Origin of the sequence: Herbaspirillum sp. SJZ106, assembly GCF_006715495.1 — a bacterium.
Lineage (GTDB): Bacteria > Pseudomonadota > Gammaproteobacteria > Burkholderiales > Burkholderiaceae_D > Herbaspirillum.
The window spans coordinates 67789-87825 of record NZ_VFNI01000003.1; the positions used below are offsets into that span (position 1 = coordinate 67789).

Annotated in this window: 23 protein-coding genes; 18 read left to right on the plus strand and 5 right to left on the minus strand. The window is 64.0% G+C overall.

What is annotated here, in order from left to right; translation table 11 throughout:
* Positions 1–122: 122 nt before the first annotated feature.
* From FB598_RS10055 to FB598_RS10090, 8 genes are all read left to right on the plus strand, one after another.
* Positions 123–962: an ATP-binding cassette domain-containing protein gene (locus FB598_RS10055; RefSeq protein WP_141914795.1), complete on the plus strand. Its 840-nt coding sequence runs from the start codon at positions 123–125 to the stop codon at positions 960–962.
* A 100-nt stretch (positions 963–1062) separates the two neighbouring features.
* The gene (locus tag FB598_RS10060) at positions 1063–1278 is read left to right on the plus strand and encodes a molybdopterin-binding protein (RefSeq protein ID WP_006464491.1); all 216 of its coding nucleotides are present in this window, start codon (positions 1063–1065) and stop codon (positions 1276–1278) included.
* 86 nt (positions 1279–1364) lie between these two features.
* A complete protein-coding gene (locus tag FB598_RS10065) occupies positions 1365–2195 on the plus strand; it encodes an EAL domain-containing protein (RefSeq protein ID WP_141914794.1) in 831 nt (276 codons plus the stop codon).
* Positions 2196–2263: 68 nt separating this feature from the next.
* A complete protein-coding gene (locus FB598_RS10070) occupies positions 2264–2872 on the plus strand; it encodes an alpha/beta hydrolase (protein ID WP_141914793.1) in 609 nt (202 codons plus the stop codon).
* A gap of 193 nt (positions 2873–3065) precedes the next feature.
* Positions 3066–3956, plus strand: coding sequence for a sulfate ABC transporter permease subunit CysT (cysT, locus tag FB598_RS10075; RefSeq protein WP_141914792.1), 891 nt, complete (start codon positions 3066–3068; stop codon positions 3954–3956).
* A 1-nt stretch (position 3957) separates the two neighbouring features.
* Positions 3958–4857 carry a sulfate ABC transporter permease subunit CysW gene (cysW, locus tag FB598_RS10080; protein ID WP_141914791.1) on the plus strand — a complete coding sequence of 300 codons (900 nt, stop codon included), beginning with the start codon at positions 3958–3960 and terminating at the stop codon, positions 4855–4857.
* Between the two features lie 12 nt (positions 4858–4869).
* Entirely contained in the window at positions 4870–5949 is a 1080-nt protein-coding gene (locus FB598_RS10085; protein ID WP_141914790.1) for a sulfate/molybdate ABC transporter ATP-binding protein, read from the plus strand.
* Positions 5946–6875 (plus strand): CysB family HTH-type transcriptional regulator, encoded by a 930-nt coding sequence (locus FB598_RS10090; protein WP_141914789.1) that lies wholly within the window; start codon positions 5946–5948, stop codon positions 6873–6875. The genes FB598_RS10085 and FB598_RS10090 overlap by 4 nt, the downstream gene beginning before the upstream one ends.
* A gap of 100 nt (positions 6876–6975) precedes the next feature.
* Here FB598_RS10090 and FB598_RS10095 read toward each other — a convergent pair whose 3' ends face one another.
* The 3 genes from FB598_RS10095 to FB598_RS10100 form a co-directional block, all read right to left on the minus strand.
* Complete coding sequence (locus tag FB598_RS10095; RefSeq protein WP_141914788.1) at positions 6976–7458, minus strand: GNAT family N-acetyltransferase; 483 nt, start codon at positions 7456–7458, stop codon at positions 6976–6978.
* 133 nt (positions 7459–7591) lie between these two features.
* Positions 7592–7768 (minus strand): hypothetical protein, encoded by a 177-nt coding sequence (locus tag FB598_RS20720; RefSeq protein ID WP_183405749.1) that lies wholly within the window; start codon positions 7766–7768, stop codon positions 7592–7594.
* Positions 7769–8044: 276 nt separating this feature from the next.
* Positions 8045–8890: a M15 family metallopeptidase gene (locus FB598_RS10100; protein ID WP_255463903.1), complete on the minus strand. Its 846-nt coding sequence runs from the start codon at positions 8888–8890 to the stop codon at positions 8045–8047.
* Positions 8891–8994: 104 nt separating this feature from the next.
* Here FB598_RS10100 and FB598_RS20915 point away from each other — a divergent pair, with 104 nt between their 5' ends.
* Positions 8995–9369: a hypothetical protein gene (locus FB598_RS20915; RefSeq protein WP_255463902.1), complete on the plus strand. Its 375-nt coding sequence runs from the start codon at positions 8995–8997 to the stop codon at positions 9367–9369.
* Between the two features lie 374 nt (positions 9370–9743).
* Here the strand turns inward: FB598_RS20915 and FB598_RS10110 are convergent, their stop codons facing one another.
* Positions 9744–10556 carry a phosphodiester glycosidase family protein gene (locus tag FB598_RS10110; protein ID WP_141914787.1) on the minus strand — a complete coding sequence of 271 codons (813 nt, stop codon included), beginning with the start codon at positions 10554–10556 and terminating at the stop codon, positions 9744–9746.
* A gap of 422 nt (positions 10557–10978) precedes the next feature.
* Here FB598_RS10110 and FB598_RS10115 point away from each other — a divergent pair, with 422 nt between their 5' ends.
* From FB598_RS10115 to FB598_RS10145, 7 genes are all read left to right on the plus strand, one after another.
* Positions 10979–12100 carry a branched-chain amino acid ABC transporter substrate-binding protein gene (locus FB598_RS10115; RefSeq protein WP_141914786.1) on the plus strand — a complete coding sequence of 374 codons (1122 nt, stop codon included), beginning with the start codon at positions 10979–10981 and terminating at the stop codon, positions 12098–12100.
* A 98-nt stretch (positions 12101–12198) separates the two neighbouring features.
* Positions 12199–13125, plus strand: coding sequence for a high-affinity branched-chain amino acid ABC transporter permease LivH (livH, locus tag FB598_RS10120; protein WP_141914785.1), 927 nt, complete (start codon positions 12199–12201; stop codon positions 13123–13125).
* A gap of 31 nt (positions 13126–13156) precedes the next feature.
* A complete protein-coding gene (locus FB598_RS10125; protein ID WP_141915010.1) occupies positions 13157–14383 on the plus strand; it encodes a high-affinity branched-chain amino acid ABC transporter permease LivM in 1227 nt (408 codons plus the stop codon).
* A gap of 8 nt (positions 14384–14391) precedes the next feature.
* Entirely contained in the window at positions 14392–15168 is a 777-nt protein-coding gene (gene livG / locus FB598_RS10130; protein ID WP_141914784.1) for a high-affinity branched-chain amino acid ABC transporter ATP-binding protein LivG, read from the plus strand.
* Positions 15168–15872, plus strand: a complete 705-nt coding sequence (locus FB598_RS10135) for an ABC transporter ATP-binding protein (protein ID WP_141915012.1) — start codon at positions 15168–15170, stop codon at positions 15870–15872. The genes livG and FB598_RS10135 overlap by 1 nt, the downstream gene beginning before the upstream one ends.
* Positions 15873–16026: 154 nt before the next feature.
* Positions 16027–16860: a transporter substrate-binding domain-containing protein gene (locus FB598_RS10140; protein WP_255463901.1), complete on the plus strand. Its 834-nt coding sequence runs from the start codon at positions 16027–16029 to the stop codon at positions 16858–16860.
* Positions 16861–16976: 116 nt separating this feature from the next.
* Positions 16977–17222 (plus strand): hypothetical protein, encoded by a 246-nt coding sequence (locus tag FB598_RS10145; RefSeq protein WP_141914783.1) that lies wholly within the window; start codon positions 16977–16979, stop codon positions 17220–17222.
* A 137-nt stretch (positions 17223–17359) separates the two neighbouring features.
* Here FB598_RS10145 and FB598_RS10150 read toward each other — a convergent pair whose 3' ends face one another.
* Positions 17360–18136, minus strand: coding sequence for an IclR family transcriptional regulator (locus FB598_RS10150; RefSeq protein WP_141914782.1), 777 nt, complete (start codon positions 18134–18136; stop codon positions 17360–17362).
* Positions 18137–18394: 258 nt separating this feature from the next.
* Between FB598_RS10150 and FB598_RS10155 the strand changes: the two genes are divergently transcribed.
* Both FB598_RS10155 and FB598_RS10160 read left to right on the plus strand, forming a co-directional pair.
* The gene (locus FB598_RS10155; RefSeq protein WP_183405747.1) at positions 18395–19228 is read left to right on the plus strand and encodes an ABC transporter substrate-binding protein; all 834 of its coding nucleotides are present in this window, start codon (positions 18395–18397) and stop codon (positions 19226–19228) included.
* A gap of 110 nt (positions 19229–19338) precedes the next feature.
* Complete coding sequence (locus FB598_RS10160; RefSeq protein WP_141915004.1) at positions 19339–20037, plus strand: amino acid ABC transporter permease; 699 nt, start codon at positions 19339–19341, stop codon at positions 20035–20037.

A 20037-nucleotide genomic window follows, 5' to 3' on the forward strand; every position in this document is an offset into this window, starting at 1 on the left:
TCTCTCCGGTGGTGAGAGCGCTATGCATGCGCCGCGTCGTCGCGCCTTGCCTGGCACGCCGATCACGGCGCCGGCGAATCCATTCAACTGCCGGATCTAGGTTGAACCCACAGGAGAACCCGATGCATATCCATGCGCAGGAAAATCAAGCAGTCAGCCGCACCGCCGCCGGCAACCGGGGCATCGGCATCCGCCTGCAGGCCTTGTCGAAGTCGTTCGGCGGACGCGAAGTCCTGCACGGCATCGACCTGTCGATCGAGCCGGGCGAGTTCGTCGCCATCGTCGGCCGCAGCGGCTGCGGCAAGAGCACGCTGTTGCGCCTGGTGGCGCAACTGGACGCCGCCAGCCAGGGCGAGGTGATCTACGGGCAAGGCCAGGGCGATCCGGAGATCCGCATCATGTTCCAGGACTCGCGCCTGTTGCCGTGGAAGCGGGTGCTGGCCAACGTGGCCCTGGGCTTGCCCAGGCAGGCCGCGCCGCAAGCCCTGCAGTCGCTGCGCCAGGTCGGTCTGGAGCAGCGCGCCGGCGAATGGCCGGCGGTGCTCTCGGGCGGGCAACGGCAGCGCGTAGCACTGGCGCGCGCCCTGGTGCACGATCCGCAACTGCTGCTGCTGGACGAGCCATTGGGCGCGCTGGATGCCTTGACCCGCATCGAGATGCAGCAACTGATCGAATCGATCTGGCAGGAGCGCGGCTTCACCGCCTTGCTGGTCACGCACGATGTGCAGGAAGCGATTGCCCTGGCCGACCGCGTGCTGCTGATCGAAGACGGCCATGTCGCGCTGGACCAGCGCATCGAACTGGCGCGTCCGCGTTCGCGCGGCCAGGCGCAGTTCGCGCTGCTGGAAGAAGCCATTCTGGCGCGTGTGCTGCGCCATCCCGGCAGCGAGCAGCCGGCCGCCGGGCAAGAGTTGGAACTGTTCGCGCCGCGCGGCGTGCAGCAGGTGCAATGGGCAGTGTAAGCGTTATCTGATCAACCGCATATCAAGCGAATATCAAGCGAATTTCAACCGTCGCGGCGAGGCAGGTGCCGGCGCCGCATCATCCACCAAGGAGCACAGCATGACCATCCAAGCCATCAACGTACGCAACCAGTTCAAGGGCAAAGTCAAAGCCATCATCGAAGGTTCGGTCGTGTCCGAAGTCGATGTCGAAACCCCGGCCGGCATCGTCACCTCGGTCATCACCACCCGTTCGGTGAAAGACCTGGGCCTGACCATCGGCAGCGAAGTCGTCGCCCTGGTGAAGGCGACCGAAGTCTCGATCGCCAAGCTGTAAGAGGTTCTCAGGTTCAACGGCGGCCGGCAGCCGCCGCATGCCGCTCCTTTGGCGGGGGCGGCGCATCTTTTCATGGAGCTGCCCGGATGACATCTCAGGCACTGGACGCTTATCTGGAGCGCCTCAACAAGGCGTCGCACACCGCGTCGAACGTATGGCTGGACGAGCAGCAGCGCGCGGTCGGACGCTATTTCAACACCTCGCTGACGTCGGCCTTCCAGCCGGTGCGGGCATTCGGCGACGGCGGCATCATCGCGTACGAGGCTTTCGCGCGCAGTTATTCCGGGTTCGATGACGGGCTGCATCTGTGGAAGCTGCTCGACCACGCCGCCAGCGATGACGAATCGGTGGAGCTGGACCGGCTGTGCCGCATGCTGCATGCGATCAATTATTACCGCCAGGCCAGTCCGGGCGGCGCTGCGCCCGAGCTGCACCTGTCGGTGCACGCGCGCCTGCTGGCGGCGGTCAACAGCAACCACGGCGTCGCCTACCGGCGCATCCTGTCGGTGCTGGAGCTGCCGCATGAGCGCATCGTGCTGCAACTGCCGGTGGTCACCCCCAACCAGCGCTGGTTGCTCAACTATGTGCTGGACAACTACCGCCGCAACGGTTTTCGTCTCGGGGTCTCGGCCAACAGTCCGCTGGAGGCGCTGGGGTTGCTGGACAAGGTGCGGCCCGACCTGATCAAGGTCGATGCCCGCGAACTGCCCGATCCCGACAGCGTCGGCCTGCTGTTGCTGCGCGCGGCGGAGCAGGGCGTGCGCGTCTTCTTCAAGCGCGTTGAAAACCGTGAGGTGTTCGACAAGCTGGAGCAATATGGCAGTGCGCTGGCCCAATCCATCCATGCGCAAGGCTACCTGTGGGATACCCCGGGAGCGCGCCTGCTGCCGCCGGGGGAGGGCGCACAGGCGGCCTGACCCAGGTTGCGGCTGTGGCATAGTGGACAGCCGCACTTCCATGTCCGCGACCCTTGCGCGAGGATTCCATGAACACATCGTTTTCCCGGCCCGCCACAGCTCCCGCCCCCGCCCATTTGGCGCGGCTGGCCGATTATCGCGTGCTGGTGGCGCCCGGCCTGCACGGCAGCGGGCCGGAGCACTGGCAATCGCGCTGGCAGCGGCTTTACCCAAACTTCGAGCGCGTCGAACAAACCGACTGGAGCCAACCCGACCTGCCGCGCTGGTCGCAGCGACTGGGCGAGGTGCTGGCGCAATCCGGGCGGCCGGCGGTGATCGTGGCGCACAGTTTCGGCTGCCTGGCTACGGTGCATCGCGCCGCCGCCTTGCAGGCGGAAGCCGGCTCCGCCTTTCCCATCGCGGCAGCGCTGCTGGTGGCGCCTGCCGACCCCGGCAAGTTCGAGGTCGGCGACGAGGTCAGCTATCGCCTGAGGTTTCCCGTCCTGGTGGTCGGCAGCGAAAACGATCCGTGGATGAGTGCGCCGCGGGCCCGGCAATGGGCCAAGACCTGGGGCGCGTCTTTCCATCAGGCCGGGGCCCTGGGGCATATCAATGCCGAATCGGGGCTGGACGACTGGCTGGCGGGGCAGGAGCTGCTGCTGGGCTTGCTGGAGCAGGTAAGGCCGTCAGGCTGGTGATCTGCGCCGATATTCCGGCATCACCATTTTCTTGCGGCAACTGCAATTCTCCTCGCGCATTCCTTTGTTCTTCCCCTTTGTCTTTATGCGGTTTTCGTCTAAAGGAATGCGAAAAATTTCGTTCTCTTTATAACTATCGGGTGCGATTATCGGCTCCCTATAGTCGCATTTGTAATAAAAAGAGAACGTCCCCATGACCGCTTCAACTGTACCCATTCCGGCGCCGCAGGCTGTTGGGGGGGCTTTCAAGCCCGCCCGGCCCACCCGCGTACTACCGGGATTTCGCCTGTCGCTGGGTTTCACCATCTTCTATCTGGCGCTGATCGTCCTGATCCCGCTGTCCGCGATTTTCCTCAAGACCTTCACCCTCACCTGGGACGGCTTCGTGCAAGCGGTGACATCGCCGCGCGTGATGGCTTCCTACCGCCTGACCTTTGGCGCCTCGCTGCTGGGCGCGGTGCTCAACGTGATATTCGGCGGCATCGTGGCCTGGGTGCTGGTGCGTTACCGCTTTCCGGGCAAGCGCATCATCGACGCCCTGGTCGACCTGCCGTTCGCGCTGCCGACCGCCGTGGCCGGCATCGCGCTGACCACGCTGTATGCGCCGAACGGCTGGCTGGGCAGCCTGCTGGCGCCGCTGGGCATCAAGGTGGCGTTCACGCCGCTGGGCGTGCTGGTGGCGCTGACCTTCATCGGTTTGCCGTTCGTGGTGCGCACCGTACAGCCGGTGCTGGAAGAAGCCGAGCGCGAGCTGGAAGAAGCCGCCGCCAGCCTGGGCGCCAACCGCTGGCAGACCTTCACGCGGGTGATCTTCCCGACGGTGCTGCCGGCGCTGTTGACCGGCTTCGCGCTGGCTTTTGCGCGCGCCACCGGCGAATACGGTTCGGTGGTCTTCATCGCCGGCAACATGCCGATGGTCTCGGAGATCACGCCGCTGTTCATCGTGACCAAGCTGGAGCAGTACGACTACGCCGGCGCCACGGCCATCGCGATGGTGATGCTGATCGTGTCGTTCCTGCTGCTGCTGACCATCAACCTGTTGCAAGCCTGGACCCGCAAGCGCGGCCAGGCGGAAAGGTCCTGACATGAGCGGAGCTGCAACTTCCATTGCCGCCGGCGCGATCAACCGCGGCGAGCCGCCGCTGACGCCGGGCGCCACGCTGGAGCCGTGGTGGGTGCGCGCCCTGCTGATCGGCATCGCGCTGGTGTTCCTGACGCTGTTCCTGTTCGTGCCGCTGGTGTCGGTGTTCTACGAGGCGCTGAAAAAGGGTTGGGATGTCTATGTCGCTTCCATCGTCGAACCCGACGCCTGGTCGGCCATCAAGCTCACGCTGCTGACCGCGGCCATCGCCGTGCCGCTGAACCTGGTGTTCGGCGTGGCCGCGGCCTGGGCCATCGCCAAGTTCGAGTTCCGCGGCAAGAACCTGTTGCTGACGCTGATCGACCTGCCGTTCTCGGTCTCGCCGGTGATCTCGGGCCTGATCTATGTGCTGCTGTTCGGCATGCAGGGTTATTTCGGCCCGTGGCTGCGCGAGCATGACATCAAGATCCTGTTCGCCGTGCCCGGCATCGTGCTGGCCACCGTGTTCGTGACCTTCCCGTTCGTGGCGCGCGAGCTGATCCCGCTGATGCAGTCGCAAGGCAACGAGGAAGAAGAGGCGGCGCTGGTGCTGGGCGCTTCCGGCTGGCGCACCTTCTGGCATGTGACCCTGCCCAACATCAAATGGGGTTTGCTGTACGGCGTGATCCTGTGCAATGCGCGCGCCATGGGCGAATTCGGCGCGGTGTCGGTGGTCTCGGGGCATATCCGCGGCGAGACCAACACCATCCCGCTGCAAGTCGAGATCCTTTACAACGAATTCAACATCACCGGCGCCTTCGCGGTGGCCTCGCTGCTGGCCTTCCTGGCCTTGGTGACGCTGGCGATCAAGAGCGTGGTCGAGTGGCGCATCCATCATCAACTGGCCGCCGGCAACCGCGAATAAGAGGAGCAGGACATGAGCATCGAAGTCAAACAGATCAACAAGCGTTTCGGCAATTTCATCGCGCTGGACAACGTCTCGCTGAATTTCCCCGCGGGCGAGCTGACTGCGCTGCTGGGGCCGTCCGGCTGCGGCAAGACCACGCTGCTGCGCATCATCGCCGGGCTGGAATCGCTCGACTCCGGGCAGGTGCTGCTGGATGGCGAAGACGCCTCGGCGCGCCATGTGCGCGAGCGCCAGGTCGGGTTCGTATTCCAGCACTACGCGCTGTTCAAGCACATGACGGTGTTCGAGAACATCGCCTTCGGCCTGCGCGTGAAGCCGCGCAGCCAGCGGCCCTCGGAAGCGGCCATCCGCGAGAAGGTCAAGAGCCTGCTGGAGCTGGTGCAGCTGGACTGGCTGGCCGACCGTTATCCGCCGCAACTCTCCGGCGGCCAGCGCCAGCGCATCGCCCTGGCGCGCGCGCTGGCGGTGGAGCCGCGCGTGCTGCTGCTGGACGAACCCTTCGGTGCGCTCGATGCCAAGGTGCGCAAGGAGCTGCGCCGCTGGCTGCGGCGCCTGCATGACGAACTGCATGTCACCAGCATCTTCGTCACGCACGACCAGGAAGAGGCGCTGGAAGTGGCCGACCAGGTGGTGCTGATGAACAAGGGGCGGGTCGAGCAGATCGGCGCGCCGGCCGAGGTGTACAACCAGCCGGCCTCGCCCTTCGTCTACGGTTTCCTGGGCAACGTCAACCTGTTCCACGGCCGCCTGCATGAAGGCGTGCTCGACACCGGCGCGGCGCGTTTCGAGGCGCCCGGCCACGGCGACGCGCGCGATGTGGCCGGCATCGGCTTCGTGCGTCCGCACGATATCGAGGTGGAGCGTTATTCGCCCGGCGCCGAGGGCATCGTGGTGCAACTGCGCCGTTCGCACGCCATCGGCCCGCTGGCCCAGTTGGAACTGGAGCGCGACGATAACGCGCAACTGATCGAGGCGGTGATTTCTAACGAACGTTTTTCCCAGTTGAACCTGAAGAGCGGCGATACCCTGGTGGTCAAGCCGCGCCGCTTGCGGGTGTTCGCCGACCAGGACGGAGGGCAGGCGCAATGAATTTCCAGCAACTGCGATCCATCCGCGAAGCCGCGCGCTGCGGCTTCAACCTGACCGAAGTGGCCAACGTGCTGTTCACCTCGCAGCCCGGAGTGTCGCGCCAGATCCGCGAGCTGGAAGAGGAGCTGGGGGTCGAGATCTTCGAGCGCAACGGCAAGCGCCTGACCGGGTTGACCGAGCCCGGCAAGGGCATCCTGGGCATCGTCGAGCGCCTGCTGCTGGAAGCCGAGAACCTGCGCCGCGCCAGCAAGGAATACTCCGGCGAGCAGAGCGGCACGCTGTCGATCGCCACCACCCACACCCAGGCGCGCTACGTGCTGCCGCGCGTGGTGCAGGCGTTCCGCACGGCCTTCCCGCAGGTGCGCATCGCGCTCCAGCAAAGCGCGCCCGAGCATATCGCCGAATGGGTGATTTCGGGCAAGGCCGACATCGGCATCGCCACCGAGGGCCTGTCGCAGTTCAAGGAGCTGGTGTCTTTCCCCTGTTATACCTGGAGCCACGTGATCGTGGTGCCGCAGGGCCATCCGCTGCTGGGACTGGAGCGGGTCGCGCTGGAAGACCTGTCGACCTGGCCGCTGATCACCTATGACGTCGGTTTCACCGGCCGCGGCCATATCGACGAGGCATTCCGCCAGGCCGGCATCGAGCCCGATATCGTGCTGACGGCGATGGACTCCGACGTGATCCAGCATTACGTGGCGCTCGGGCTGGGCGTGGGCATCGTGGCGTCGATGGCGGTGGACCAGGCGAAGCACCAGGATCTGCTGCCCATCAGCGCCTCCCACCTGTTCAAGCCGAACATTGCGCGGCTGGCGGTGCGCCGCGGCGCCTACCTGCGCGGCTATGCCTTCGACTTCATCCAGGAGTTCGCTCCGGAACTCAAGCGGGCCGACATCGTCAGTGCGCTCAACGAGGCCAGCGCATAGTATGACGAGCCGCTGAAAAAAAACGCCGCTGGCAAGGCGCGCCGACGCAGACAGTACGAAGGTACGGCAAGGAGGCGCAACGCGGCCAGCGACGTTTTTTTCAGCGGCTCTGAATAGATTTGCGATAGACGATGAAGCCGGAATCAACCGCCACCGTATCGTACAGGCGGCGTGCCGCGGCGTTGGTGTGGTGGGTGTGCCAGTAGACGCGTTCGGCGCCGGCTGTGGCGGCGCGCCGGTATAGCTCTTCGATCAGCGCCCGGCCCACGCCTTTGCCGCGCGCGGCTTCGGCTGTGAACAGGTCCTGCAGGTAGCAGGTTGGGCCGATCAGGATGGTGTTGCGGTGGTAAAGGTAGTGGGCAAGGCCCAGCAGGCGGCCTTGGCTTTCGGCCACCAGCGCGTGCACCGGCTCGGCCTCGTCGTGGATGCGGGCCCAGATGGTATTGGTGATGTCCAGCGGCAGGGCGGTCGGGCCGGAACGTCCGTAGAAGGCGTTGTAGTCGTCCCAGAGTATTTTCCATTGCGCGAAGTCTTCGCGCTGCGCTTGCCTGATCAAGACGCCTGCGGCCCCGGCTTGTTCCATGTCTTCTCCTGTCCCGTGGAAGGCACAGTATATAGACACGCGCCAGACACGCGCAGCACGTGAAAAAGCCCGGGGGCGATCGCCTCCGGGCTTTTTTGCATCCGGCGGATGCCGCAGGGACTGAGCTTGCGGCTTAAGCCTTGTTGACCTGGGAGGTCGAGGCGCTGCTGGCAACGGTATTGGTCGGCTGGGCCACCGGTTGGCTGGCCACCATCAGGTCGGCGAACGATACGCCGGACTTTTTCGCCGGCTGGGGCTGGGCCGCGTGAGCGCTTGCGTTATGGCTGGAAGAGACGGAATTGATCGGCATGGTGTTCATCCTCAGGAAAGCGTGTGCCACCGGGCCGCAAGAACCTGTTCATGATCTCATCGGGCCGTCCAAATGGCCTGAAATTCCATTTGGCTGATTCCCGCGGAGATGATGAACCGGTGCTAAGGCCCAGACTCGAATGTTGCCGGGAAAGTATAGGCGGGCCGGAGGCGGGCGTGACACGCCCGCCGCGCTTTTTAACCCAAACTTACACGCCTTTACGCTGGCGCGATGAGGCAAGGCAGGCGGCGCCCCGATGACAGCGGCGCGGCGTGCTCATTTGCGCAGGCGCGCTGCGCAGTTGTCGCGCAGCGCGATGTCTTCCGGCGCATCGTCATCGGCATCGCCGGCGTGGGCCGGCGCGCCTTGGCGTACGCAACTGCGGTAGCGCGCCACGTAGCGTTCGAACTCGGCGCGCGCCTGGGCGCGCGGCATGGAGGCCAGCTTGCGGATGAATTCGCGGCTGCCGATCTCGAAGTGCTGGTAGTCGATCGGCTCTTTCCAGTTGCCGCCCCAGACCAGGAAGCCGTGGTCGTAGAACACGCCGACCAAGTCCTCCGCCTGGCCGGGGCGCAGCGGCGCGCGCTGCAGGGAGTCCGCGCCGGCTTGCGGCGGCAGCACTTGTTGTTGCGGGCTGCCGGCCTTGCCCACATAAGGGTTTTGCAGGGGATTGATGTCGATTGCGGCGCCGTAGGCATGCTTGGACCAGGCGCCGCCGCCGGTCATGGGCCGGCCGTTGAAGGCGGAGGTGTTGTTGGCCGCCATCGACTTTTCATCGTCGCCGTCGAAATTCTCCAGCGGCATGGCGCTGGCCAGCGGCGTCGAGCGCAGCAGCAGTTCGCCGAACAGCGATTCGACCTGCGGGGCGACGGCGTCGAGCACCACCACCGAGCCGCTGCGCGTGGCGCCGTCGAAATCGGTGTAGTCGAAGCTGACCGTCGACAGGCGCGCGCAGGGCACGGGATTGGCCGGCGTGATCACATGGCGCGCTTTCATGGCGGCGCATTGCGCAGCGGAAACCGGGACGATATCGGCGTGCGCGGCCGGCGCGAAGGCGAGGCCGGCCAGCATGGCGGTCCACGCGCCGGCTCGGCTGATACGGGAGGCGATGATTGAGATCATAGGTCGCGATGATACGGGGTTTTTACGCCGATTTGAGCGGCCATGACGGTAAATTCCCCCTTGGATGGCTGACATGAATATGCGTCGTTCTCTGACAGGCGGGTATGGCTGAAACGGGAATAATTAAACCGTATTCGCTGATTGATGAAATGCGTTCCAAGATCAGGTTCCCAGATCAGAAGGAGTCGAATGTCGGCAAACCGATGAACTTCGGCAAATCCATCATTAACAACCTTTGGAGGCAAAATATGCTGATTCGCCACACACTCTTGGCTGCTGCCGTATTCACCACCGTTCTGGCCGGTTGCAACAAGCGCGACGAAGCGCCGGCCACGCCGCCGGCGGCAACTTCCCCGGCCGAGCCGTCCCCTCCACCGGCCAGCCCGGCGGCTCCAGCCGCTCCAGCTGCGCCATCTGCAGCGCCGCCGACTGACACGCCGCCAGCCCCGGCGGCCGGCGATAGCGGCGAAAAGAAGTAGGCCTGGAACGGCGCTTAGCGCCGCATGGCAAGTCCCATGCAGCGGGAACAGCGCTGCATACGCCGCGATGGCATGCCATCGCGGCGTTTTTCATTGGCCAGGAGAAAGCGCGGCGCCAGGTCGCGCGTACCCGGCATGGCCGGGCTTGACAGGGCGCGGCCATGCGGCGATGGCTGGCCGCAGAAGAGATCCGGGCGTCCGGCAAGCGCCGAAAATATCGCCGAACTTTTTTTTCAGGCCTTGACTCCTAGAGATGGTTGAACTGTTCCTTCAACCTCCCTCTTGCGAGGGAACTTGCCCGCGGTCATTTGCTGCGGGCTTTTTTTTGTCGGATCGCGCTCGCATGCAGGCCCAGCCTGGCCATGCCTGCGGCTTCATTGGGATGGCGGCTTTTTCATGACCGCGATCATCGCGCTGAAAGCCGGCCCTATATTCGCCTCCAGCGTGGGATACATGCGCGAGATGCTGCCGTCGAGATACAACGCATCGCTGCATTTGAGCTCGTCGCGCAGGAACACGGCGAAGTCGTAGAAGCTGATCGGGTTGCGCGCGATGGCCAGCGTCACCATTCCCTGCGCATCTAGGCACACGGCGTTGCGCACGACCGCGTTGGGCGAATTGGGATCGAAGCGCGGATTGATCTGGCCGGCCACGATCATCAGCGGCCCGGATTGCGTGGCGTAGCGGCTCAGCGTGCTCCAGCGCTCGGCCTCGGCTGAGAATGCCGAGGTTTCCACGATGTACGCCTTGTCTTCTCCCAGGATGAATACGCCATTGGGCTGCATGTAAAAGTTGCCGTAGGCATTCTGGCGCGTGTTGAGCTTGCGCAGTACGTTGCCGTTCTCGATGTACAGGCCCAGCGGTTGCAACTGCTTGTCGTAGATGCCGGCGTTGGTGGCGCACAGCATTTCCTGGTTTTGCGCGCGCAACAGGGTATCGAGCCGCGCGAAGGTGCCTAATGGTACGCCGGCCTCGTCCTTCCAGTAGGTGCGGATGACATCGGTGCGCGGGTCGGCGCGGCAGGCGCTGATGAAGGTTTGCCGGTATTGGTACTGTTTCAGGTCGGCCCCATGCGCCGGGTCCGGGCCGGCCAGGGCGAGGAGGGCGACGGCCAGCGGCAGGGCGAAAGGCAGGCTTGGGCGCAGACGGGGGCGGCGCAAGGTAAAGGGGAAAAAGGGAAAGCGCATCTGGTTGTGCAGGTCTGCCGGTTTGGCTCCCGGCTTGAACATTCACGGAAAGGGGCGGGGCCTCATTGTAAATGCCTCAGGAGAGGGGATGCCATAGGAAAAGTTCTGCCTTCGGCAACGTGCGGTGGGGCGGGCGTTTGCGGCGCAGGGCCGGCACGCCGATGTTGCGGTGCGGAGAGTGCCGTGATTTTCAAATCCAAATAAATAACGAACAAAACGTGTGAAAAATCAAATTTAAAGGGGTGGGAATGATGGGTTATGGCGATTTCTCAAAAAAAAGTTGTCGTATATGACGGCAGTGTTACACTCTGCCCCCATGTGCCGACCGGGGCCCGAAATAATAAGGGTCAGAGAATCGGCGCCCAATGTGCGCAAGCGTTTGCTGCCGCCCCTTGAAACGAAAATATCTGGAGGAAACGTCAATGAAATCCGCAAACCGTCTCACCAAGATCGCTCTGGCCGTCTCCGCAGTTGCCGCCTTTTCGGGCGTCGCGCACGCTGAAACCGTCAAGATCGCCATCGCCGGCCCGATGACCGGCGCCGTCGCCCAATATGGCGACATGGTCAAGGCCGGCGCGCTGACCGCCGTGGAGCAGATCAACGCCGCCGGCGGCGCCAACGGCAACAAGTTCGAAGTGGTGTTGATGGACGACGCCTGCGAACCGAAGCAAGCCGTGGCCGTGGCCAACAAGATCGTCAGCCAGGGCATCAAGTATGTGATCGGCCACGTGTGCTCGGGCTCGACCATCCCGGCTTCCGACATCTATGAAAACGAAGGCGTGGTGATGATCACCCCGTCGGCCACCGCGCCGCAGCTGACCGAAGCCAAGCCGCACAAGTACATCTTCCGCACCATCGGCCGCGACGACCAGCAAGGTCCCGCTGCCGCCCGCTACGTGATCGAGAAGTTGAAGCCCAAGAAGGTCGCCGTGCTGCACGACAAGCAGTCCTACGGCCAGGGCGTGGCGACTTCGGTCAAGACCGCGCTGGATGCCGCGAAGGTGCCTGTGGTGCTGTTTGAAGGCATCAATGCCGGCGACAGCGATTATTCCGCCATCGTCACCAAGCTCAAGTCGCAAGGCGTGGACTTCGTCTACTTCGGCGGCTACCACCCGGAAATGGGCCTGATCATGCGCCAGGCGCGCGAGCAGGGCGTCAAGGCCGTGTTCATGGGCCCTGAAGGCGTGGGCAACAAGGACATCACCGCCATCGCCGGCCCCGCTTCGGAAGGCATGCTGGTGACCCTGCCGGCCGACTTTGCCGCCGATCCGGCCAACGCCGCGCTGGTCAAGGCCTTCACCGCGCAAAAGCGCGACCCGAACGGCCCGTTCCAGATGCCGGCCTACTCGGGCGTGAAGATCATCGCCGACGCCATCGCCGGTTCCAAGTCGACCGATCCGACCAAGGTGGCAGCCTATATCCACGCCAACAGCTTCAAGACCCCGATCGGCACCGTGGAATACGACAAGAAGGGCGACCTGAAGTCGTTCAACTTCGTCGTCTACACCTGGCACAAGGATGCCACCAAGACCGAGGCGAAGTAATTTAGCGCTCTCGTTGGCGCGATCGTCCGACTTGACGTCAAACCGCGAAATGCCCCATTGCTGTCTGGATGGGGCATTTCCACATTTGGTCCCTTCCTATGAATGAATTGCTCCCACAACTGACCCAGCAGCTCGTCAACGGGCTCTCGCTGGGCGCGATCTATGCGCTGATCGCCATCGGCTACACGATGGTCTACGGGATCATCGGCATGATCAACTTCGCCCACGGCGAAATCTACATGATCGCGTCCTACGTCGGCCTGGTCACGCTGACGGCCATCGGCGTGCAAAGCGGCTATCCCTTGCCGCTGCTGCTGGGCGGCGCGCTGATCGTGTCGGTGCTGGTTACCGGCCTGTACGGCTGGACCGTCGAGCGCGTGGCCTACCGGCCCTTGCGCGGCGGGCCGCGCCTGGTGCCGCTGATCTCGGCCATCGGCATGTCGATCTTCCTGCAGAACTACGTGCAGATCGGCCAGGGCGCGCGCGACATGTCGGTGCCGGTGCTGATCTCCGGCGCCTTCGAGTTCCAGATGGGCAGCGACTTCACCGTCACCGTGCCTTACTCGCGCATGGTCATCGTCGGCGTCACGCTGGTGCTGATGGCGGCGCTGACCTTGTTCATCGCACGTTCGCGCATGGGCCGCGCCTGCCGCGCCTGCGCCGAGGACATGGGCATGGCCAACCTGCTGGGCATCGACACCAACCGCGTGATCTCCTTCACTTTCGTGCTGGGCGCGATGCTGGCGGCGGTCGGTGGCGTGCTGATCGCGCTGACCATCGGCAAGCTCAATCCCTACATCGGCTTCATCGCCGGCATCAAGGCCTTCACCGCCGCGGTGCTGGGCGGCATCGGCAGCATCCCCGGCGCCATGCTGGGGGGCGTACTGCTGGGCCTGGCCGAGACTTTCGCCGCGGGTTACCTGCCATCGGAATACAAGGACGTGGTGTCTTTCGGCCTGTTGGTGCTGATTCTCCTGTTCCGTCCCACCGGCCTGCTCGGCAAGCCGGATATCGAGAAGGTCTGAACCCATGGGCCGTAATCTCCAAGGAGGCATGATGCCTGTCACTTTCAAGAACGCCGTGGCGGCGGCGCTGGTTACCGCCATATTGACGATCCCGTTGCTGGGCATGCAATTGCGCTTCGAAGGCTATCGCGTGGTGTTGAATACCCACTGGACGCCGGTGCTGCTGGCCATGCTGGCGGTATTCCTGTTCCAGCTGGCCAAGCCGGCGCTGGCGCGCGGGCGTGCCGGCATCAAGCTGCCGGCCTTGCCGCGCATGCAGCCGCGCAGCCAGCGCATGGCCGTGTCGCTGTTGCTGCTGGTGGCGCTGGTGTGGCCGTTCTTCGGCTCGCGCGGCTATGTCGACGTGATGACGCTGGCGCTGATTTATGTGGTGCTGGGGCTGGGTTTGAATATCGTGGTCGGTTTCGCCGGCCTGCTGGACCTTGGGTACGTCGGCTTCTATGCGGTCGGCGCGTATACCTACGCGCTGCTGAACCAGTATTTCGGCTTGAGCTTCTGGGAATGCGTGCCGTTGGCGGCTGCCGCTTCGGCGACGTTCGGCTTCTTGCTGGGTTTTCCGGTGCTGCGCCTGCGCGGCGACTACCTGGCCATCGTGACGCTGGGCTTCGGCGAGATCATCCGCCTGCTGCTCAATAACATGACCAGCCTGACCGGCGGCCCGGACGGCGTTTCCGGCATCCCCAAGCCGACCGTGTTCGGGGTGGTGATGGCGCGCAATCCGGTGACCGAGGGCGGCACGACCTTCCACGAACTGCTGGGGCTGACCTACCAGGGCGGCCACATGGTGATCTTCCTGTATTTCCTGGCGCTCTTGATGGTGCTGTTCACCTATTTCGTCACCGGCCGCCTGTTGCGCATGCCGATGGGCCGCGCCTGGGAAGCCTTGCGCGAAGACGAGATCGCCTGCCGTTCGCTGGGCATCAACCCGACCAAGGTCAAGCTCTCGGCCTTCACGCTGGGTGCGGCCTTCGCCGGCCTGGCCGGTTCCTTCTTCGCGGCGCGCCAGGGGCTGGTGACGCCGGAGTCCTTCACCTTCATCGAGTCGGCGCTGATCCTGGCCATCGTGGTGCTGGGAGGCATGGGCTCGCAACTGGGCGTGATCCTGGCCGCCATCCTGCTGACCGTGCTGCCGGAACTGGCGCGCAGCTTCGCCGAATACCGCATGCTGATCTTCGGCTTGGTGATGGTGCTGATGATGATGTGGCGTCCCCAAGGGCTGCTGCCTGCCACCCGTCCGCATGTGGAGTTACCACAATGAATCAGGCAATGAACCAACCAGCCAACACCCTGCTGGACGTTGCCGGCCTGTCGATGCGCTTCGGCGGCCTGCTGGCCGTGGACGGCGTGTCGCTGTCGGTGATGGACAAGGAAGTCTTCGCCATCATCGGCCCCAATGGCGCCGGCAAGACCACCGTCTTCAACTGCATCAGCGGTTTCTACCAGCCGACCTCGGGCGACATCCGCCTGGCGGGCGCGTCGATCGCCCGCCAGCCCAGCCACCAGGTGGCGCAGCAGGGGCTGGTGCGCACCTTCCAGAACATCCGCCTGTTCAAGTCGATGACGGTGGTGGAAAACCTGCTGGTGGCGCAGCATCACCAGGTCAACACCAACCTGCTGTGGGGGTTGCTGAAGACGCCGTCGTATCGCAAATCGGAGAAGGAAGCGCTGCAGCGGGCGGCCTACTGGCTCGACCAGCTGGGCCTGACCGCGCTGGCCAACCGCGAGGCCGGAACCTTGTCCTACGGTTTGCAGCGGCGCGTTGAAATCGCCCGTTGCATGATCACCAAGCCGCGCCTGCTGCTGCTGGACGAGCCGGCTGCCGGCCTCAATCCCCAGGAGAAGCAGGAGCTGAGCCAGTTGATCGACCGCCTGCGCCGCGAGCATGGCGTGGCGGTGCTGCTGATCGAACACGACATGAGCCTGATCATGGGCATTTCTGACCGTATCCTGGTGATGGAGCACGGCAAGCCCATCGTCACCGGCACGCCGGAGCAGGTGCGCAGCGACGAGCGCGTGATCAAGGCTTACCTGGGAGAAGAATGATGCTGCAGTTTGAACAGGTGCATACGCACTACGGCGCCATCGAGGCGCTGCATGGCGTGTCGCTCAACGTCGACAGGGGGGAGATCGTCACCCTGATCGGCGCCAACGGCGCCGGCAAGACCACGCTGCTGATGACGTTGTGCGGCCGACCGCGCGCCTCCAGCGGCCGTATCCTTTTCGAAGGACGCGACATCACGCAATTGCCCACGCACGAGATCATGCGGCTGGGCATGGCGATCTCGCCGGAGGGGCGCCGCGTGTTCCCCAGCCTGACGGTGCTGGAGAACCTCAAGATGGGGGCGTTCTTCGCCAAGGACAGCGAAATCGGAGAGGGTATCGACTATGTCTTCGGCCTGTTCCCGCGCCTCAAGGAGCGGGCCGCGCAGCGCGCCGGCACCATGTCCGGCGGCGAGCAGCAGATGCTGGCCATCGGCCGCGCGCTGATGAGCCGTCCGCGCCTGCTGCTGCTGGACGAGCCGACGCTGGGCCTGGCGCCGCTGGTGATTGCGCAGATCTTCGAGATCATCCGCACCATCCGCGCAAGCGGGGTGACGGTGTTCCTGGTCGAGCAGAACGCCAACAAGGCGCTGGGCGTGGCCGACCGCGGTTATGTACTGGAAAACGGCCACGTGGTGCTGCACGACAGCGGCGCCAACCTGCTGGCCAACAGCGACGTGCGCAAGGCTTACCTCGGGCACGGCTGAGCGTCTCACCCGCGACAGCAAAAAAGCGCATCTCCGGATGCGCTTTTTTGCTGCCGGGCAATCCGCGCGATGGCCGGCCTGTTCTTTGCTGGAGGAATGGCATCCGGGTTTGTTTCACGCTATGCTCTCGGTTCATTTCAGGGAGAAGCAGGCAATGATTTCGGGGCGCATCAAGAAACCTGGCATGGGCGCGGCGGCATTGGCTGCCTTGCTGGTTTTTTCCGCTGCGGCGCATGCCGATCGCCTGGCCGACATCAAGGCGCGCGGTTCGCTGATCTGCGCCACGTTGCCCAACAACGAGCCGCTTGCCTTTACCGATCCGTGGACGCACCAGGTGGTCGGCTTCGACGTCGACATGTGCAGCGCCGTCGCGCGCGAACTGGGCGTGAAGATGTCGCAAAAGAGCGTAACAGTGGCAGAGCGCCTGCCGGTGCTGATCCAGGGCGATGTCGACCTGGTGGTGGCGGCGCTGGGCTATACGCGCGAGCGTGCCCGCCAGATCGATTTCACCGCCGCCCACTACCAGAATCCGATCCGCGTGATCGTGCACAGCGACTCCGGCATCTCCAAGATGGCCGACCTGGCCGACAAGCGCATCAGCGCCAACCGCGATTCCACGCCGGAGCAGGCGGCGCGGCGCATGCTGCCCAAGGCCACTGTCCAGGTCTATCCGGATACGTCTTCGGCTTTCCTCGCGCTGGCGCAGAACAAGGTCGACGGCCTGGCCTTGTCGCAGCCGTCCGGGATCCGTTTCGTCAGCGAGTCCGACGGCAAGTTCCGGTTCGTCGATGGGACGCTGCTATGGGAGCCGACCGCAATGGGCGTGAAGAAGGGCGAGCCGGCCTTGCTGGCCGCGGTCAATGCCGCGCTGGTCACGCTGGAGAAATCGGGCGAGATCGATGCCTTGTGGAACAAGTGGTATGGCCCCAAGAGTAAATTCAACATCCCGCGCGAGAAGAAGCTCACGCCCATCTCCGCCTTTCAGTGACGGCATCCGCGCGGGCGCGGGATGGCGGCAGGCCGTCCAGTGCAATTTCATATCGACGAACTATGATGTAAGGAGTCGGTAACTCGCAATGTTCGTCGTTCGACGAGATGGAGGCCATGATGACCGCGCACGAAGCCTTGACGTTGCAGATGCTCGAATGGATACAGGCGCGGCCGCATCTTTATGCGGACGTCCTGGAGGTATGGCGAACCACTTGTCCGCGGCTTTCCATCTGGGAAGATGCCTGTGCCGATGGCCTCATTGAATGCCCACAAGGATATGCCGGGCCCGTGGCCGTATCGGCGAAAGGCCGGACATTGTTGTCGGCAAGCCGTCTCGGGAAAGCCTGTCTGGCGCGCTAGCCGGGCAGGCAGCTTGCGTATTGGCGACCAGCGGCGACCAGCGCGTCTCGCCCCCCGGCCTGCACCGGCTTGGGAAAATATTCCTCAGCGCAGCGGGGCGCTTTGCCCATCCGCGCAACCGTCCCGTCCCGCCAACCTTATTGCACAGCCGCTTCGTTGAAGATGTCCGGAGACGGGTTATGGTAGACCTGCGGCGTTGCGCCCAGGCGCACGGACAATTCCTGCGCCAGCACCAGCAGCTTGCCGCGCAGCACCTCGCTGGCGGCCGGATCGAAGCGCAAGGACAGGCCGAAGATGGTCATCGCTCCCACCAGCGTATTGCCGGGGCCGAACACCGGCACCGACATGGAAGAGGAGAGCGGGTTGTTGATTCCCACCGAGATGCACACATAGCGCCCGCCCGAGCGCGCCGCATTGCCCGGCACCGAAAAGAAGCGCAGCACCTGGGCGCTGGAAGTCTGGTCGATGGCAAACAGCGAACCGGCCTTGACCGTAGCCTTGACCGACTCCGGCGATTCGGCCGCGTACATGCATAGCCGCTGGTCTTGCTGGCGGATGTAGAAGGCGGTGCTTTCGCCGGTTTCGCGCACCAGCTTTTCCAGTGCGGGCACGATGAAGTCGGCGTAGTTGAAGCGGGCTTCGAAGGCTTTGCCCAACTGGTAGGCGCGCGGCCCCAGCTGGTAGGTACTGTCGGCGCGCTGCACCACGTAGCCGGCCTTGATGAAGGACATCATGTAGCGGTGGATCACGCTCTTGAACAGGCCCGTGTGCTGTTCCAGTTCGGTCAGCCCGAGCGGGCCGGAGGCGTCGATGAAGGCGTTGAGGATCGCCAGGGTGCGCTCGGCGCCAAGCACGGTACGGTCGGGGGCGACCTCTTTTTCCTTCTTCGTCGCTGTCTCTTTCTCTTTTTTCATAAAACGTTTTCGATTTTCCGTGATGCGGCGAGGGTATCACCTTTTTTTGCATTGATGCGTCGCACCAAAAAATATCTCGCCGCAGGTTTTCCTTGCACCGGAAACAGGCCTTTCCCACCCTCCGATACGATTTTTGCACTGCCGCGAAGCATTTTTAAGTGCATGAAAAATAAGGAGAAATTATCCTTGTTTTAAAATCATAACGACATTATGATTTATTTTAATCGAATTCGTTGTTCAACCCGGAAAGGATAGAAAATGACTTTGGCGCACATCAAGAAGACCGGCCTGGCCATTGCGGCAGCCGCTGTGACACTGGTTTTCTCCAGCGCGGCGCATGCCGATCGCCTGGCCGACATCAAGGCGCGCGGTTCGCTGATCTGCGCCACGCTGACCAGCAGCGAGCCGCTGGGCTATCCCGATCCCGCCACCCGCCAGGTGGTCGGCTTCGACGTCGACATGTGCGCCGCCGTGGCCAAGCAGTTGGGCGTGAAGCTGGAGCACAAGGGCATCTCGGTCGAGGCCCGCATTCCGGAACTGACGCTGGGCCGCGTGGACCTGGTGGTGGCCGCGCTGGGCTACACCAAGGAGCGCGCGCAGCAGATCGATTTCACCTCGATTCACTACCAGACCCCGATCAAGCTGATCGCGCACAGCAACGCCGGCTTAAACAAGATCGAAGACCTGGCCGAAAAGCGCATCAGCGCCAACAAGGGCTCCACTCCCGAGCTGTATGCGCGGAGCATGTTTCCCAAGGCCACCATCCTGACTTTCCAGGACACCCCGGCGGCCTTCCTGGCGCTGGCGCAGAACAAGGTGCAGGGCCTGGCGCTGTCGCAGCCGTCCGGCATCCGCTTCGTCAACGAATCCGATGGCAAGTACAAGTTCCTGGACGGCGCGCTGGCCTGGGAGCCGACCGGCATGGGCGTGAAGAAGGATGAGCCGGCCTTGCTGGCAGCGGTCAACGACGCGCTCGACAAGCTGGAGAAATCCGGCGAGACCGATGCCCTGTGGAGCAAGTGGTTCGGCCCGAAAACCAAGTTCAACATCCCGCGCGAGAAGAAGCTCACGCCGGTCTCCGCTTTCCAGTAAGCCCTCACCGTTTCGCATGCGCCCCGACAGATGCCTGCCGATGGCATCGGCGGGGGCGGCTCCGCCCCTTTTTCCGGGGCGGCAAGATGCATCAGCAAGAAAGCGACCTCATGCTCAATCTGGATTTCAGTACGGTATTGCACGGCCAATACCTGGACTGGCTCATCAGCGGCGCGCTGACCTCGCTGTGGCTGTTCGCCGTGGCCTGGATCTGCGCCTTCGCGCTGGCCGTCATCCTGGTGGGACTGCGCGCCCTGGCGCTGCCGCCGCTGGAGTGGCTGATCTCGGCCTACGTCAATTACCACCGCAACGTGCCCGGCCTGGTGCAGATCTTCGTGTGGTACTTCGGCATCCCGGAGCTGCTGCCTGAATCGGTGACCGGTTTCATCAACGACCACAACGGCGAGTTCATCTTCGCGCTGATCGCGCTGGCGCTCAATTCGGCGGCCTACATGTCGGAAGACCTGCGCAGCGGGTTGCGCTCGGTGGCGGCCACGCAGATGGAGGCCGCGCGCGCGCTCGGCCTGTCTTACCTGCAGGCGATGCGCGACGTGCTGCTGCCGCAGGCGATCCGCGTTTCGGTGCCGCCGCTGGTGAACCAGTCGCTGTCGCTGTTCAAGTCGACCAGCCTGGCCATGGCCATCGGGGTGGCCGAAATGACCTATTCCAGCCGCCAGATCGAGAACGAGACCTATCGTACCTTCGAGACCTTCGCGCTGGCGTCCGCGTTCTACCTGCTCGTGTCGTGGGCCATCATGGCGTTCGGCGCGTACTGCAACAGCAGGCATCTGCAAGCCAAGGAGCGCTGA